Below are 15,686 nucleotides of genomic sequence, written 5' to 3' on the forward strand. Positions count from 1 at the left end.
TGGCGCGGCGCGGTGGCGGGTCACTCCGGCAGTCGGCGCATCTCCATGAGGCGCAGCCCGAACGCCTGGCAGCGGGCCAGCAGACCGTACAGGTGCGCCTCGTCGACGACGGGCCCGAACAGTACGGTCTGGCCGGCCATCGTCACGTGCTCGAGCTCCGGGAAGGCCGCGGTCAGCGGCTCCGACATGTGTCCTTCGACGCGGATCTCGTAACGCATGGGCTGCTCTCCCGGTGGCCGGCCCGGAACAGGCGGATGACGCGTACTCCTCGATGGTCCGCCGCCCTGGCCCGTGCCGGCCTCACCCCGCGCAGGTGACCGCGGCCGCCGGGCCACCGGGCTCCCGCGTCAGAGCAGGTGGTGCTCCCGCGCGCGGCGGACGGCGTCGTTGCGCCGGCTGACGGCCAGCTTCCGGTACACGCTCTTCAGGTGGGTCTTGACCGTGTTCGGCGAGACGTGCAGGTCGGCGGCGATCTCGTCCGTCGACATCAACTGGGCCAGCCGCCTCAGGACGTCGCGCTCCCGTCCGCTGAGTTCCTCGACGACGGGCGGGGGCTCGCCGGTGCGGGGTGCCCCGGCGGGTGCCGCGCGGTGGGGGTCGAGCCACCCGTCGGCCAGGCCCTGCAGCGGCGCCGTGCCCAGGAGCGGCCGGATCCACGGTCCGGCTTCGAAGAAGGGGCGCCGGACCCGCTCGCGGCGGGCCGCGTACAGGGCCTTGGCGACGAGTCGGCACGCCGTCGCGCGATCCCCGACGCGGTCCGCCGCCCGCGCCCTCGCCAGCATGGCGCGTACGGTCAGCCCGGGACCGGCGTGGTCGGGGAGACGGAGCGTCGCCCCGTCGGCCGCCAGGGACTCGGTGAAGGACTCGCCGGCGGCGCGAACCCCGCTGAAGGTCCTGTCGGCCGTGAGGGCCTCCTCGGCGGCGAGCCGGATCCCGGCGGCCTCCGCCGCACCCGCCGGCCAGTCATCAGGCACGGTGCGCAGCAGCCCGACAGCCGCCTCCGGCCGGCCCTCGGCCAGGTGGGCGGCCGCGGCGGCCAGCGCGGTCGCACCGTCCGCCCACGGCGACCCCGTGGCGGTCGCGAGCCCCGCCCCCGGACCCGGTTCCCGCTCCAGCGCGTCGAGCACGGCACGGGCCCCACCACGGGCCAGGAGCAGACGCGCGGTGACGACGGCCCGGCCCGCTTCCGTGACCGGGTCGCGCGGCGGGCCGTGCGCGGGCGCGGCGGCCGTCGTGTCAAGGAGCCGCTGGGCCGTGGCCAGTTCGTGGCGCTCGACGGCCACACCGGCGAGGACCAGCCGCGCGAGGGCGGAGCCGGGGAGATGCGGCGGGCCGAACCGCTCCGTGACGGACAGGGACGCCAGCGCGTTGCGCTCCGCCCGGTCGAGCCGGCCGTCCAGGTAGTCGATGAGCGCCAGGCCGCCGAGCGCGTCCTCCCGAGGCAGTGCCGTGGCGGGCGTAGGCGTCGCTGCGGGGGCGGCGGGCGTGGCGGGCCCTCTGGCGGTACCGGCCGCCCGGGACAGTGCGGTACGCGCGTCACCGAAGCGGCCGGCCCACAGATGCGCCGAGCCCACGTGGGCCAGCAGGAGGGCGAAGAGTTCCGGATGCTCGTCGAGGAGGCGGGCGGGGACCTCGCGGCGAAGCTCGCCGGCCGCGTCCGCGGCCTTGCCGGCCCTGTCCGGCGCACCGGTGAGACGCGCCGCGAGGGCTTCGAGGAGGGCGCAGCTCAGCCGGGCCGCCGCCCGGCCGGCGGTGTCTTCGCCGAGGCGGTCCTCCGCCCGGCGCAGGTGGGTCAGGCCCCGGTCCGCGTCCGACAGGGACAGCGCCCGGGCCGCTCGTACGAGATCCACGGCGGGGCCCGCCGCGTCGGGCGGCATCGCGGCGAACAACTCGGTGAGGTCGCCGCGGCGCAGACCGGTGAAGAGCTGGCCGATGGCGAGGTCGTCCACCAGCGCACCGGCGGTGAAGTCCCAGTCCTGCGCGGCGGCCCCGTGCGCGAGCGTCTCCTCCAGCGATCCGGCGGCGGAGCCGTGCAACCAGTGCGCCGCCCGCCGGTGCAGCTCCTGCTCGAGGCCGGGGCTCCGCACACGCAGATGAGCACGGAGGATCTCGCGGAAGAGGGGGTGGAGACGGTACTGGTCGCGGCCGAGGTCCTCGACGAACGCGTTCTCACGGTGCAGTTCCGCCAGGACGGCCGCGGCGTCGGCACGTCCGGTCAACGCGTTCACCAGGGCGGGGCAGAAGCGGTCCAGGACGCCGGCCCTCAGCAGCAGGTCCTGCGTCTCCGGTGACTGCCGTTCGAGGACCTCCGCGAGCAGGAAGTCCGCCACGGTGGTCCGTCGGGCCTCGAACTCCTTCAGGTACGTCTCGGGGTCCGGGTGCTCCCGCGCGGCGAGGGCGCTCAGCCGCAGCCCGGCCGCCCATCCCCGGGTGCGGTCCACCAGGGCCCGTACCGCGGCGGGTGGAAGGCGCATGCCGTGCCGTTCCAGCAGCGCGGTCGCCTCCGCGGGGGTGAAGGCGAGTTCCGCGCCCCGGATCTCGGTCAGCTCGCCGGCGGCCCGGTACCGGTGCAGGGGCAGCAGGGGTTCCGTACGGGTGACGAGGACCAGGCGCAGGCCGGGGCCCGCGTGGTGCAGGACGAACGCCAGTTGCTCCGCGAACCGCGGATCGGTCACCCGGTCGAACTCGTCCAGGACGACGGTCACCGGCCGTTCACGGGTGCCGAGGTGGGCGGCCAGGCGCGTCAGCAGGCCGGGGTCGGCGCGGTTCGCGTCCGCGGGGCAGCCGATGTCCGGGGGCAGTGGTACGCCGGAGAGCCGCAGCGCCTGGAGCAGGTACGCCCACCACATCCCGGGGCCCGGCTCCGTGGCGTCGGTGGTGAGGTCCCCGTCGCCGATCGTGAGCCAGGCGACGGGTTCCGCCCGCCCCGCGACCCAGTCGGCCACGAGCAGGGTCTTGCCCGCGCCGGCGGGCCCGTTCACCATGGTCAGCGGCGTACGGGCGGCCTCGTCGAGGTGGGCGGTCAGGCGTCCACGCCGCAGGAACGTCCCCGGAAGGGCCGGTACGGCGAACCGGGTGAGCAGATACGGCTCACCGTGCGGATCGGCCTGCGGATCACTGTGCGGATCGGCGTACGGATCGGCGTACGGCCGTCTCCGGGCCGCGCCGCTCTCCCTGGTCTCGGCCATGGTGCTCACCACCACCGCTCGTCTGGCTCTGCAACGCTCGCCCCCTCATGATCCCAGTGCTCGCGCCCCGGCGCGCGGCGTCTACGGCCCTTGGGGGCGTCACGCGGCGTCGGCGGTGCTCCCGGTGCTCCCGGTCACGTCACGAAGGCGCACGTCGAGCCGTCCGTCGGTGATCCGGGTGTCGAAGGCCGGCTGAGGAGCCGTGGCGGGCCCGCGGACGTTCCAGCCGTCTTCCAGGCGGAACACACTTCCGTGCCAGGGGCAGCGCACGCAGCCGTCGGCGATCTCGCCGTCCGACAACGGTCCGGCCATGTGACTGCACCGGTCGGCCAGCACGTGCACGGCACCGCCCGCCTCGCGTACCACCATGACCGGCACCTCCCCCACGTGCCGCCGTACCGCCTCGCCCACGGGGAAGTCGGCGACGTCACCGATGGTGTGCCAGCCGGGGCCGACGATGTGGGGCACCTGCTCGGCGTGGTTGGCCCCGGCGGCCTGGCGGTAGGCGAGGTGACCGCCCAGTGCCCCGCCCGCGGACACCGCGCACAGCCCGGCCAGCCCCAGCGCCTTGCCGCGCCCCGTCCGTCCTCGGCACCTGGCGCTGAACGAGGCGGCGTACAGCGCGACGGCCGTGATGTTGCCGGCCGCGTGCACCAGCCCCACACGCTGCTGCTCCTTCGGCAGCTCGGCCCAGTCCGTCCAGCCGGAGACCGCCGCCGGTCCCGCCGCGGCCAGGCCGGTGGCGATCAGGACCCGCGCGCCCCGGCGGTGGCCGGGCAGCATGTCGAGCACCGCCGCGGACAACCACGTCCCGATCGGTACCTGCACCAGCAGGGGATGCACCGGATGGCCGAGCCAGCGCCCGTGCAGCACGTCCCGGGCGGCCCCCAGCGGCGCCGCCCGCACCAGCGCCCGCAGGGCGTCGATCAGCCCGTCGGCGCCCGGCCACCGCTCCAGCCGGTCCACGCCCCGCAGGACGCGGCCGGGTCCTTCGGGTGACGGTGCCAGCCGATGCAGGGCGTCCATCGCGCGACGACGTGTGACAGAAGGGTTCATGCGGCACGAGTAGCCCTTCGGGGCGTACGAAAACGGGCCGTTTCCGGGTCCGGGTGGCGGGTCGCGTGGGCGGCAGGAGTCAGTCGCCTGCCGCCCGCCCCGCTGTCACGTCCCCGCCTGCCTCGACGTCTCCGCTGCCGTTGGGGTGACGCGCCGGGGCGGTGCAGGGCGGGGCGTGTGCCGGGGCAGCCGGGCGGCGGACAGCAGCCCGAGGGCGGTGAGCGCCGCGAGGACCGGCAGGCTGGAGCCCATGGCCGACGCCGAAACGCCCTGGGTGCCGGCCGCGACGGCGATGCCGAGCGTGGGGCCGACGTTCATGGCGGTCTGCTTGAGTCCGCCGACGACTCCTGCGTACCCCGGTGGCGCGTCACCGACGACGGTTCCGGTGGAGGTGACCATCACGGCGGCGAACCCGGCGCCCAGGACGGCGAACGACAGGCCCATGGCCGCCCACGGGGTGGTGGGCCCGAGCCGGGAGAGCCCCAGGACGCCCAGGACGACGAGGGCGGTGCCGGCGATCGCGGTGCGGCGCGGGCCGTGGCGGCGCAGTGCCGCGGCGGCGACGGGCGAGCCGAGGACCATGAGCGCGGTGAGCGGCAGCACGTGCAGTCCGCAGGCGAGCGGGTCGAGGCGGAGGGTGTTCTGGAGGTGGAAGGTGGCGGTGAACAGCGTGCCGAACAAGCCCGCGCCGGTCGTCAGCAGCAGCGCCATCGCCGCCGTCACCGGTGCCGATCGGGCGACGGCACACGGCACGACCGGGTGCTCGGTGCGGCGTTCGTGGCGGGTGAGCGCCACGGTGAGCACGGCGACGGCGCACGCTCCCAGCAGCGTCGGCCCGGCGGTCCACCCGTGCGCCGGTACGCCGGCCAGGGTGTGGACGGCCACGGCGAGCAGACCCGCCAGCAGGGCCGAACTCGTGAGGTTGAGCCGCTGGGTGACGGAGTTGGCGGGTTCCGGGGTGCGGAGCGCCAGGGTGAGCGCGGCGATGGCGAGCGTGAGCGGGACGTTCACCCAGAACACGGCTCGCCATCCGAAGGCGGCCACGAGAGCGCCGCCGAGGATGGGTCCGCTGCCGGCGGCGACCGCTATCGCGCTGGTGCGGATCGCCACCGGTGTGCCGAGCCGGTCGGCCGGATACGTCAGCCTCAGCAGGGCGAGCGTCCCCGGCTGGAGCAGCGCGCCGAAGGCGCCTTGCGCGACGCGCAGGGCGATGGCCCAGCCCGCCGAGGGTGCGAGGGCGATCCCGGCGGAGGCGGCCCCGAAACCCAGTACGCCGACCAGCAGTACCCGGGGGTGTCCGTACCGGTCCCCGAGGCGTCCGGCGATGATCAGGAGCGCCGCCACCGCGACCAGGTACCCCGTACTCGTCCACTGGACCTGTGCGGCGCTCGCGCCGAGGTCACGTTGGAGCGTGGGCTGCGCCACGAGCAGCACGGTGCCGTCCAGGGCGACGATCATCGCGCCGGCCACACTGACCAGGAGCGCCGCGTGCTTCCTGAGCGCGGTCATGCCTGCACCGGGCCGAGATGGGCGTCCAGCAGCGCCGCGACGAGCCGGTCGAGGCGGGGGTCCTTCGGCGCGTCGTCGTCCGGGTCCGGCCCGCCCAGGACGAGTGGCAGGCTTCCCCAGGCCCAGAGTTGGGCGATGCCGTGCAGGCCCGACCACAGCAGGGCCGCCGTCACCTCGTGCTCGCCCGCCTGCGCGGGGGCCTCGCCCCGGCATTGGGCGACCAGTGCGGCGAACCGCCCGGCCAGCGGGAGGGTCAGCTCACGCAGTCGTGGTGGTTGTGCTTGTGCTTGTGCTTGTGCTTGTGGGGGCTGCTGCTCGCTGTTCAGCAGGTCGTGCCGGAACATCAGCTCGAACATGCCACGCCGGTCGAGGGCGTACGCCACGTACACCCGCGCGAAGGCGTCCAGTTGGGCCCGCGGAGTGGACGCGGTGGCGGTGGCGGCTTCGAACCGGGCCCGGAGGTCCTCGAATCCACGCCGGGCGATCGCCGACAGCAGCGAGTGGTGCGTGGGGAAGTACCGACGGGGCGCCCCGTGCGACACCCCGGCCCGGCGCGCGATGTCGCGCAGGCCCACGGAGGCGGAGCCCTCGGTCAGCACGAGGTCCACGCCGGCGTCGATCAGTCGCTCCCGCAGGGAGTCTCCAGCAGTCATAGACACTGTCTACAACATGGAAGTAGACAGTGTCTACTTCCTGTCGCATCCTCAGCGCCGGGACCCCTCAGCGTGACGCCGCTGACGACGCGTCGCGGGTTGCGGCCGACGGCCCTCCCCGGGCTGTGGGCTCCTGCCCGCCGGGCCGGCCGGTGTGCCGCCGCCGGACCCAGGCGGCCAGGACCAGCCCCGCCGCGACGGCGTACGCGGTGGTGCCGACCGTGTCCGGTTCGTCGAACGCGCGGGCCGTGACGTACCGGGCGGCGCCCGCGACCGCGACCGTGAGCCATTCCCACCGGCCGTCCAGCGCCACCAGGGCGACCAGGAGCAGGGCGTACCAGGAATAGCCGGGCGTGAGGAGGAGGAAGGCGGTGCCGGTGACCGTCAGGGCGCCGGCCCAGGGGCGTTCGGGGTCGCCGCGCCGCATCACGTACACCGCGACGGCCGCGAGGACCACCACCACGGCCGGCAGCGCCCACGCGTCGGGCAGGACGAGCCGCAGCAGGGCGAAGCGGTTGCGGGCCGACGCGTCGTCGTATCCCTCCTCCGCCACGTAGCCGCCGAGGAAGCCGAAGACGGACGCCCGCGACCACAGGAGGTAGGGGGCGTAGAGGACCGTCACCACGGCGGCCGCGGTGACGGCCACCCTGGCCGCGTCCCGCACGCCGCGTACGCCGGCCAGGGCGCCGGGCAGGACGACGGCGGGCAGCATCTTGGTCGCGACGGCCAGTCCCAGCAGGGCGCCGCCCGCGCGGCGGTGGCGTGCGACGACGCCCAGGGCGGCGACGGTGAACAGCACGCCCAGGACGTCGACGTGGGCGTTGTTGACCGCTTCGACGGGTACGGCGGGGCACCACGCCCAGTACGCCGCCCTCCAGCGGGCGCCCCGCCGGCGGAGGATCAGCAGCAGCGCGACCGTGGTGGCCACGGAGAGCAGCGCGCCGCCGATCTGGAGGGGCTTGTGGCGGGCGCCGTCCGGGGACAGCGCGTGGACGACCCGGAAGTAGCCCTCCGCCTGCGGCGGGTAGATGGTGTGGACCCGGGGACGGTTGAGCCGGGTGCACACCTCCGCGGAGACGCGTGCCCGGTCGGGGCCGGTGCACGCGGCGCCCGACGGGAAGAGCCAGGGGTCGCGCAGGCGCGAGAGCGCGGGGTCGGCGGGGACGTGGTCGTAGGGCGAGATCCCGGCGGCCTGGACGCGCCCGTCCCAGGCGTAGCGGTACATGTCGGTGCTGGTCCGGGGCGGCGCCACGAGACCGGTGACGGCGATCGCGAGGGACCCGGCCAGCACCAGTGGAACCACCGCGCGCGCGGGAACCTTGCGCACCGCCCACACCGCGACCGCGAACAGCGCCCAGCACACGGCGTACCACCAGGAGAGCCCCGCCGGGTCGGAGTGGTAGCCGTCGGTGCCGACCGTCACCGCGAGGGCTGTGGTGAGGGCGGCGAGCAGGGCGCACACGGTGAGGGTACGAGGGCTGGGCATGCGGTCCAGCCTGGCAGCGGAGCGGCCCGTACGGCCGGACGCGAGGCCCGGCGTCCGCGTTTCGTAAGGTGTCGGGCCGCCCCGGCGGGCTGCTCGGGCGGTGTGATGGGGGCATGAGTCCACGACCCCTCCCCCGCCCCGCACCACCGTCCTTCTCGGGCCGGCTGCACGACCCGCGTACCGCCACGGCCGTCGGACGCCTGCTGGGCGCGGCCGTGGCGGTGTGCTTCCTGACCGGTGTGGTCAGCCACTACCTGCAGCAGCCGCCCGGGTGGCTGGCGGACCGGCTTCCCGGCCGGCCCGTGTGGGGCTACCGGTTGAGCCAGGGCCTGCACGTCGCCAGTGGCCTGGCGGCCATTCCGCTGCTGCTGGCGAAGCTGTGGGCGGTCTATCCGCGGCTGTTCGTGTGGCCCCCGGTCCGTTCCGCGCGGCACGCGCTGGAGCGGCTGTCGGTGGCCGTGCTCGTCGCCACCGCCGTCTTCCAGTTGTTCACCGGTCTGCTGAACATCGTCGAGTGGTATCCGTGGCCGTTCTCCTTCGTCCCGGTGCACTTCGCCGTCGCCTGGGTGCTGGCCGGTTCGGTCCTGCTGCACGTGGCGGTCAAGGCGCCGGACATCAGGGCGCACTGGAGCAGGCGGTCCGCGGGCACGCTCGCGCTGCCGGACGAGGACGCGGCCGACCGGCGGTCGCTGCTGCTGGCGGTCGGGGCGGCGGCCGGGGCGGTCACCGTGACCACCGTCGGCCAGGCGTTCACCCCGCTGAGGTCGCTGGACCTGCTCGCGCCCCGCCACCCCGATGTGGGCCCGCAGGGCGTGCCGGTGAACCGCACCGCCGCGGCGGCCCGGGTGACCGGGGCGTCGCTGCGCGGGTGGCGGCTGGAGGTGCTCGGGCCCCGGCCGTACGAGCTGTCGCTGCCTCGGCTGGCGTCCCTGCCGCAGACGGAGGCGACGCTGCCGATCGCGTGCGTGGAGGGCTGGAGCGTGTCGGCCCGGTGGGGCGGAGTGCGGATCCGGGACCTGCTGGAGCGGGCGGGAGCCCCCGCGGGTGCGGCGGTCCGGGTGGTGTCCCTGGAGGCGCGGGGCGCGTACCGGGTGATGGAGATGGGCGGGGAGTACGCCGGCGACCCCCTGACGCTGCTCGCGCTCCGCCTGAACGGCCAGGTGCTGTCGGCCGACCACGGCTTCCCGGCGCGGATCATCGCGCCCAACCGGCCCGGGGTGCTGCAGACGAAGTGGGTCACCCGCCTGGAGGTGCTCTGATGCTGCGCACGGTGACGGGTGTGGTGGGGGTGTGTCTCATCGGGGTCGGGGCGTTCCTGCTGGCCGGTGTCCGGGACCCGCTCGGTGTCCTGCTCTGGCTGGGTGGGGCGCTGGTACTGCACGATGCCGTGCTGGCCCCGCTGGTGCTGGCGGCGGGCATGGCGCTGGCGGCGCTGCCCCGGCGGGGCGGCGCCGCCCGTGGGGTGGTGCGCGGTGTGCTCGTGACCGGTGGCGCCCTGGTGGTGGTGACGCTGCCGTTGCTGCTGCGCCCCGGCGCGCCGCCCAACCCGTCGGCCCTGCCCCTGCCGTACGGCCGGAACCTGCTGGTCGTCCTCGCGGCGGTGGCGGCCGCGGGCGCGGGCCTCGCCGTCGTGCGGGCGGTGCGTCAGCGGCGTCGCAGTTCGACGAACACCCGCCCGCCGGCCGTCCACTGACGGGCCTGCCGCCAGCCGGCCGCCGCGGCGTGCCGGCGCAGGGCCCGGGCGCCGACCCGGGCCCAGGGGAAGGGGGCGCCGCGGGCGCCGTCGGCGTCCTCCACGCGGACCTCGCAGCGTTCGTCGGTGGTGTCGTCGGCGGTGGTCTCGGCGACGATCCTCGCCGGGCCGCCGGTCAGTTCGGCCACCCGGCGCAACAGCGCCACGGGGTCGCCACCGATGCCGATGTTGCCGTCGATGAGCAGGGCTGTGCGCCAGGTGCCCTCCCCCGGCAGCGGGTCGAACACCGAGCGGCACAATGCTGTGCCCCCGCTGCGCCGGGTGCGGTCCACGGCCGCGGGGCTCACGTCGATACCGAGGGCGGTCCTGCCCTGCGCGGTGAGCGCCGCGACCAGGCGGCCGGGACCGCAGCCGATGTCCAGCACGGGCCCGAGGCAGCGCCGCAGCACGGTCAGGTCGGCGCGGTCGGGTGCGCCGCACCAGCGTTCCACGTCGAGCGGCAGCATCCAGCCGTCGTCGCGGCGCAGGAACAGCCGGCCGCGTCCCCGGCTCAGGGCGTCCGTGTAGGGGTCCGCCCGCCATGCCGTGGTGGTCATCGGGCCCTCGCCGTCAGCCGGGCGTGCAGCGTGGCGAACCGGGTCCCGGGGGCCTGGGCCGCGACGAGCCGGGCGTCGTGCCCGGTGTCCACGTCCCGCAGCAGCGGCAGGTCGGCGACGCGCAGACCGGCTCCGGTCAACCGCCGTCGCACGGCCGCGCCGGTCGTGGGCCGCGACATCGGTACGCCGCGCAGGAGCCGTGGGTCGGGCCGGGCGAGCCCCAGGGCCCAGAAGCCGCCGTCGACGGCCGGACCGAACCAGGCGTCGTGCGCCCGCCAGGCGCCGGGTGCCAGCGCGGGCGCCAGCACCGCCTCGCCGATCTGGGGGGTGTCCATGCCGACGAGCAGCGCGGGGCCGTCGCTGAGGGCGAAGGCGGCCGCGAGCCGTTCGTCGAGGCCGCCTCCGCACTGCGGTGCCACGTCGACGCCCGGCGGCAGCCACGGTCCCGGCGGGCCGTCCAGCACGACGATCCGGCGCGCCGCCGGGAGGGCCGCGACCGTACGCAGGGTGTCGCTGAGCGCCGCCTCGGCCAGCCGGGCCGCTTCGGAGGCGGTGAAGGGCGGCGTGAGACGGGTCTTCACCCGCCCCGGTACGGGGGCCTTGGCGATGACGAGCAGGGTGGTCATCGCGCCTCCCCCGGAACGGCGAGCACCCTGCTCATGTCGCGTACGGCCTGCCAGGTGCCGCGCCAGGTGCCGGTGACCTTCGACCGGCCGGTGCGCGGAAGATAGGGCACGTCGACCTCGCGCACGCGCCAGCCCGCGTCGGCCGCCCGCACGACCATCTGCAAGGGGTACCCGCTGCGGCGGTCGGTGAGGTTCAGCGCGAGCAGCGCGTGGCGGGACGCGGCGCGCATGGGGCCCAGGTCGCCGAGGCGCAGACCGGTGCGCCGGCGCACCATCCGGGCGAGGGCCAGGTTGGCCAGGCGTGCGTGCGGGGGCCACGCGCCGGGTGCCTGGGGGCGTCGGCGGCCGAGCACCAGGTCGGCGTCGCCCGCCGCGACGGCTGCGGCGAAGGGTGCCAGCAGGCCGGGGTCGAGTGAGGCGTCGCAGTCGCAGAAGCAGACCACGTCGGCGGTGGCCGCGGTCAGTCCGGCGTGGCAGGCGGCGCCGAAGCCCTTGCGCGGTTCGTCGACGACGACCGCGCCCAGGTCGCGGGCGATGCCGCCCGAGCCGTCCGTGGAGCCGTTGTCGACGACGATCGCACGCCAGCCGGCGGGGATTCTGGCCAGCACCCATGGCAGGGCCTGCGCCTCGTCCAGACAGGGCAGTACAACATCGACTGTGGGGTTCGCCTTGAGGTTCACGGACTTCACCGTAGGGACGGCGCGCGGACATATCGGGCATCGACTCCTTACGAAACAGGGACGTCGTCGCGGTGTTCCGCCCCTGGCCGGGACGTCACCGCCGCCGTGGTGCGAGGCTTGGCCCATGGACAGTGCATCGCCCGCCCACGTGCTGGTCGTCGACGACGACCCGATGGTCGCCGAGGTCGTCACCGGCTACCTCCGGCGCGGGGGCTTCGACGTCGAGTACGCGGCCGACGGCCCCGCGGCCCTCGAAGCGGCCGCCCTCGCCCGGCCGGACCTCGTGGTCCTGGACCTGATGCTGCCGGGCATGGACGGGCTGGAGGTGTGCCGGAGGCTGCGGGCCACCGGCCCCGTACCCGTGATCATGCTGACCGCCCGCGGTGAGGAGGAGGACCGGATCACCGGCCTGGAGGTGGGCGCCGACGACTACGTCACCAAGCCGTTCAGCCCCCGCGAACTGGTCCTGCGGGTCGGGTCGGTGCTGCGCCGCAGCCGGGCCGCCGTCCCCGCCGCGGGCTCCGCCGGCCCGGCGGGCACGCTCCTCGAAGCGGCCGGCATCGGGCTCGATCCGGCCACCCGCCGCGCGACGAAGGACGGGGACGAACTCGCGTTGACACTCAGGGAGTTCGACCTCCTCGCGTACTTCCTGCGCCACCCGGACCGGGCGCACACCCGTGAGGCCCTGATGCGGGAGGTGTGGGGCTGGGACTTCGGTGACCTGTCGACGGTGACCGTGCACGTGCGGCGCCTGCGCGGCAAGATCGAGGACGATCCGGCGCGGCCTCTCCTGATCCGGACGGTGTGGGGCGTCGGCTACCGCTTCGAGCCGGGCCGCCCTGCCGCATCGGTGCCGGACGGCACGGTGGGGGGCGGCACGGTACTGGACGGCACGGTACTGGACGGCACGGTGGGGGGCGGCACGGTGGCGGACGGCACGGTGGTGACCACGAGGTCGGCGGGCGGGCAGCCGTGAAAGACCTGCTGCTGATCGCCGCGTTCGCCCTCGCCGGCGCCGTGTCGGCCGGTCTGCTGGGGGCAGCGGCCCTGCGGTTCGTGCGCCACCGGTCCGTCGCCGTCTCCCTGACCGTGGTCGCCGCCGTCACGGTCACCGCGATGTTCGCGGGCACGCTGGCGGTGGCGCAGGCGATGTTCCTGTCCCCGCACGACCTGTACGTGGTGACCACGGTCGTCGCCATGGCCTCGGTGGTCTCGCTGCTCACCGCGCTGCTGCTGGGCCGCTGGGTCGTCGCCCGCAGCCGCGCGCTGACCGCCGCGGCCCGCGACTTCGGGGCCGACGGCGACTTCCTCGCACCGGTCGGGGTGTCGACCGCCGAACTGGCCGACCTTTCGCGCGAACTGGCCGCGACGAGCGCCAAGCTGGCCGAGTCCCGGGCCCGCGAACGCGCGCTGGAGTCCTCGCGCCGCGAGCTGGTCGCGTGGATCTCGCACGACCTGCGCACCCCGCTCGCCGGGCTGCGCGCCATGTCGGAGGCGCTGGAGGACGGCGTGGTCCCCGACCCCGCCCGGTACCACCGCCGCATCCTCGCCGAGGTGGACCGCCTCAACGTCATGGTGGGCGACCTGTTCGAGCTGTCCCGCATCCACGCGGGCGCCCTCACCCTCGTCCCGTCCCGGATGTCGGTCTACGACCTGGTGGACGAGGCACTGGCCGGCGCCGATCCGCTGGCCCGGGCCCACGGGGTCCGGCTCGTCGGGGGCCGGGTCGACCAGGCACCCCTCGAGGTCGACGGCAAGGAGATGACCCGGGCGCTCGCGAACCTGCTCGTCAACGCCATCCGGCACACCCCGGCCGACGGCACGGTCGCCGTGGACGCCGCCCGCCGGGACGACCACGTGGTGGTGTCGGTGACCGACGGGTGCGGCGGCATCCCGCCCGAGGACCTCAGCCGGGTCTTCGACACCGGCTGGCGCGGCACCCGGGCCCGTACCCCGCCCGCCGGGGCGGGGCTGGGCCTGGCGATCGTCCGCGGCATCGTCGAGGCGCACGCCGGCCGGGCTGAGGTCCACAACGTCAAGGGCGGCTGCCGTTTCGAGGTCACCCTGCCGGTGCCGACCGGCTGAGAATGCCGGCCGGTTGAGAGTACCGGCCGGCTGAGAGTGCCGGCCGTCCGGGCGTGGGGCCCGGCGTGTCAAGGGCGGGCGGGAACCGTGTCCGCCGCACCCGCCGCGCCCGGTACGTCCGCTCCCCGGAGTCCCGCGTGGGCGAACCGCGCCATGCCCGCGGCGAAGCCCACCGACGGCCGCCAGCCGAGGTCCCGGCGCAGCCGCTGTGAGTCGGCCGTGATGTGCCGTACGTCGCCGAGCCGGTACTCACCCGTGACGACCGGGGCCGGCCCGCCGTGCGCGGCGCACAGCTCGGCCGCCATCTCGCCCACGGTGTGCGGGTCCCCGCTGCCCGTGTTGTACGCCGTGAGCGCGCCCGGCTCCCGGTCGCCGCCGGCTTCGAGGGCGGCGACGTTCGCCGCCGCCACGTCGGTGACGTGGATGAAGTCACGCCGCTGCCCTCCGTCCTCGAACACGCGCGGCGCCTCGCCGCGCGCGAGGGAGGAACGGAAGAAGGAGGCGACACCGGCGTAGGGAGTGTCGCGCGGCATGCCCGGCCCGTAGACGTTGTGGTAGCGCAGCGACACGGCCCGGCCGCCGGTGGCACGCGCCCACGCGGCGGTGAGGTGCTCCTGGGCGAGCTTGGTCGTGGCGTACACGTTGCGCGGGTCGGCCGGGGCGTCCTCCCCCACGAGCCCCGGTGCGAGTTCCGCCCCGCAGCGCGGGCACCTCGGCTCGAACCGGCCGGCCGCCAGGTCGGACGGCGTCCGGGGTCCGGGGCGCACGTCGCCGTGCCGGGGGCACGTGTAGCGCCCCTCCCCGTACACGACCATGGAACCGGCCAGCACCACGTTCCGCACGCCCGCCTCCGCCATCGCGGCGAGCAGGACCGCGGTGCCGAGGTCGTTGTGCCCGACGTACTCCGGCGCGTCGCCGAAGTCCTTGCCGAGGCCGACCATCGCCGCCTGGTGGCACACCGCGTCCACACCGCGCAGGGCGTCCCTCACGGTGGCGGTGTCCCGCACGTCGCCCTCGATCAGTTCCACGCCGTCCGGGACCACCGCCGGCTCCTGATGGGCCGTGGGCAGCAGGGCGTCCAGGACCAGTGGTTGATGGCCGCGCTCGCGCAGCGCGGCGACGATGTGCGAGCCGATGAACCCGGCTCCTCCGGTGACCAGTACACGCATACGCCCGACGCTACGGGCCGGACCGGGCGTGCGCCGCTGTCCGCGCCGCTCCGTAAGGCTTCCGTCACATCGCCGCGGCAGCGTAGCGGTGGCGGCGGTAGCGGTAAGGATTCCGTAACCCGCCAGAGGCACTACGAGCGGGCCGTCCCCGGTTGAATGGACACGGCCGGACGGGCCGGCGAGACGAGGGGGACGACACTGTGCACAGCGCGGCGCGTACGAAGAAGAGGCTCCGGGCCGGACTCGCGGCGGTCGTCCTGGCCGTCGTCGCCTTCGGCCTCGTCTGGTTCGAACCGTGGGCGCTGTGGGTCGACGAGACGGTGAAGGAGGAGCTGCCGTCGGCCACGTCCACGGGCGGCGGCAGAGCGGAGCCGGGCACCGCCGCGTCCCCCGCCCCCGCCGGGCCGCGGGAGCTGGCCCGGGGTGAGCTGATCAGCCACGAGCACGCCACCACCGGGTCGGTGAAGCTGGTCCAGCTGGCGGACGGCACGCGTACGTTGCGCTTCGAGGGCCTCGACACGAGCAGCGGACCCGACCTGCGGGTCTGGCTGACCGACGCGCCGGTCAAGGCGGGCCGCGCGGGCTGGCACGTGTTCGACGACGGCAAGCACATCAGTCTCGGCAAGCTCAAGGGCAACAAGGGCGACCAGAACTACGCGCTGCCCGCGGGCATCGACTGGAACGCCTACACCAGCGTCAGCATCTGGTGCGACCGCTTCGACGTCTCGTTCGGCGCGGCGGAACTGACCCGCGCCTGACCCGCGCGTGACTCGCGCCTGACCGCCTGACCCGCGCGACGCCCGAGCCGGGCGCCGCCGGGCGGGCAGGCGCACGGGGCGTTCGCCCGGCGTACCGCGGGCAGTCATGGAGCGTCCGCCGTGCGGTACCTCACGCACGTTGTCCTTGGGGCGCCCCTCGCCGCCCCCTTCACCGCAGAGGTCAACG

The 15,686-nt window shown here is 75.4% G+C and carries 15 protein-coding genes; 5 read left to right on the top strand and 10 right to left on the bottom strand.

What is annotated here, in order from left to right:
* Positions 1 to 20: 20 nt before the first annotated feature.
* From EIZ62_RS02515 to EIZ62_RS02540, 6 genes are all read right to left on the bottom strand, one after another.
* Entirely contained in the window at positions 21 to 218 is a 198-nt protein-coding gene (locus EIZ62_RS02515) for a hypothetical protein (RefSeq protein ID WP_156691075.1), read from the bottom strand.
* A 129-nt stretch (positions 219 to 347) separates the two neighbouring features.
* Positions 348 to 3,188 carry a winged helix-turn-helix domain-containing protein gene (locus EIZ62_RS02520; protein WP_156691076.1) on the bottom strand — a complete coding sequence of 947 codons (2,841 nt, stop codon included), beginning with the start codon at positions 3,186 to 3,188 and terminating at the stop codon, positions 348 to 350.
* A 99-nt stretch (positions 3,189 to 3,287) separates the two neighbouring features.
* Positions 3,288 to 4,214 (bottom strand): Rieske (2Fe-2S) protein, encoded by a 927-nt coding sequence (locus EIZ62_RS02525; RefSeq protein WP_156691077.1) that lies wholly within the window; start codon positions 4,212 to 4,214, stop codon positions 3,288 to 3,290.
* 135 nt (positions 4,215 to 4,349) lie between these two features.
* The gene (locus EIZ62_RS02530; protein ID WP_156691078.1) at positions 4,350 to 5,753 is read right to left on the bottom strand and encodes an MFS transporter; all 1,404 of its coding nucleotides are present in this window, start codon (positions 5,751 to 5,753) and stop codon (positions 4,350 to 4,352) included.
* Positions 5,750 to 6,406 carry a TetR/AcrR family transcriptional regulator gene (locus EIZ62_RS02535; RefSeq protein ID WP_156691079.1) on the bottom strand — a complete coding sequence of 219 codons (657 nt, stop codon included), beginning with the start codon at positions 6,404 to 6,406 and terminating at the stop codon, positions 5,750 to 5,752. Before EIZ62_RS02535 ends, EIZ62_RS02530 begins: the two co-directional genes overlap by 4 nt.
* Before the next feature lie 67 nt (positions 6,407 to 6,473).
* Positions 6,474 to 7,892, bottom strand: a complete 1,419-nt coding sequence (locus EIZ62_RS02540) for a glycosyltransferase 87 family protein (protein WP_156691080.1) — start codon at positions 7,890 to 7,892, stop codon at positions 6,474 to 6,476.
* Between the two features lie 113 nt (positions 7,893 to 8,005).
* Between EIZ62_RS02540 and EIZ62_RS02545 the strand changes: the two genes are divergently transcribed.
* Together EIZ62_RS02545 and EIZ62_RS02550 are read left to right on the top strand one after the other, a co-directional pair.
* Positions 8,006 to 9,151: a molybdopterin-dependent oxidoreductase gene (locus tag EIZ62_RS02545; RefSeq protein WP_156691081.1), complete on the top strand. Its 1,146-nt coding sequence runs from the start codon at positions 8,006 to 8,008 to the stop codon at positions 9,149 to 9,151.
* A complete protein-coding gene (locus EIZ62_RS02550) occupies positions 9,151 to 9,585 on the top strand; it encodes a hypothetical protein (RefSeq protein WP_156691082.1) in 435 nt (144 codons plus the stop codon). Before EIZ62_RS02545 ends, EIZ62_RS02550 begins: the two co-directional genes overlap by 1 nt.
* Here the strand turns inward: EIZ62_RS02550 and EIZ62_RS02555 are convergent.
* The 3 genes from EIZ62_RS02555 to EIZ62_RS02565 are packed head-to-tail and all read right to left on the bottom strand — an operon-like array spanning position 9,537 to position 11,487.
* Positions 9,537 to 10,181: a methyltransferase domain-containing protein gene (locus tag EIZ62_RS02555; protein ID WP_156691083.1), complete on the bottom strand. Its 645-nt coding sequence runs from the start codon at positions 10,179 to 10,181 to the stop codon at positions 9,537 to 9,539. The genes EIZ62_RS02550 and EIZ62_RS02555 overlap by 49 nt on opposite strands.
* Positions 10,178 to 10,807: a TIGR04282 family arsenosugar biosynthesis glycosyltransferase gene (locus tag EIZ62_RS02560; protein WP_156691084.1), complete on the bottom strand. Its 630-nt coding sequence runs from the start codon at positions 10,805 to 10,807 to the stop codon at positions 10,178 to 10,180. Before EIZ62_RS02560 ends, EIZ62_RS02555 begins: the two co-directional genes overlap by 4 nt.
* Positions 10,804 to 11,487 (bottom strand): glycosyltransferase family 2 protein, encoded by a 684-nt coding sequence (locus EIZ62_RS02565; RefSeq protein ID WP_425281791.1) that lies wholly within the window; start codon positions 11,485 to 11,487, stop codon positions 10,804 to 10,806. The genes EIZ62_RS02560 and EIZ62_RS02565 overlap by 4 nt, the downstream gene beginning before the upstream one ends.
* A gap of 124 nt (positions 11,488 to 11,611) precedes the next feature.
* On the opposite strand from EIZ62_RS02565, the gene EIZ62_RS02570 reads away from it, so the two are divergent.
* Together EIZ62_RS02570 and EIZ62_RS02575 are read left to right on the top strand one after the other, a co-directional pair.
* Entirely contained in the window at positions 11,612 to 12,463 is an 852-nt protein-coding gene (locus EIZ62_RS02570) for a response regulator transcription factor (RefSeq protein ID WP_156691086.1), read from the top strand.
* Entirely contained in the window at positions 12,460 to 13,572 is a 1,113-nt protein-coding gene (locus EIZ62_RS02575) for a sensor histidine kinase (protein ID WP_156691087.1), read from the top strand. The genes EIZ62_RS02570 and EIZ62_RS02575 overlap by 4 nt, the downstream gene beginning before the upstream one ends.
* Positions 13,573 to 13,640: 68 nt before the next feature.
* Here the strand turns inward: EIZ62_RS02575 and EIZ62_RS02580 are convergent, their stop codons facing one another.
* The gene (locus tag EIZ62_RS02580; protein WP_156691088.1) at positions 13,641 to 14,741 is read right to left on the bottom strand and encodes an NAD-dependent epimerase/dehydratase family protein; all 1,101 of its coding nucleotides are present in this window, start codon (positions 14,739 to 14,741) and stop codon (positions 13,641 to 13,643) included.
* 200 nt (positions 14,742 to 14,941) lie between these two features.
* On the opposite strand from EIZ62_RS02580, the gene EIZ62_RS02585 reads away from it, so the two are divergent.
* Positions 14,942 to 15,499 carry a DM13 domain-containing protein gene (locus EIZ62_RS02585; RefSeq protein WP_156691089.1) on the top strand — a complete coding sequence of 186 codons (558 nt, stop codon included), beginning with the start codon at positions 14,942 to 14,944 and terminating at the stop codon, positions 15,497 to 15,499.
* Positions 15,500 to 15,686 lie beyond the last annotated feature (187 nt).

It is taken from the genome of Streptomyces ficellus (assembly GCF_009739905.1).
In the GTDB taxonomy this organism is placed as follows: Bacteria; Actinomycetota; Actinomycetes; order Streptomycetales; family Streptomycetaceae; genus Streptomyces; species Streptomyces ficellus_A.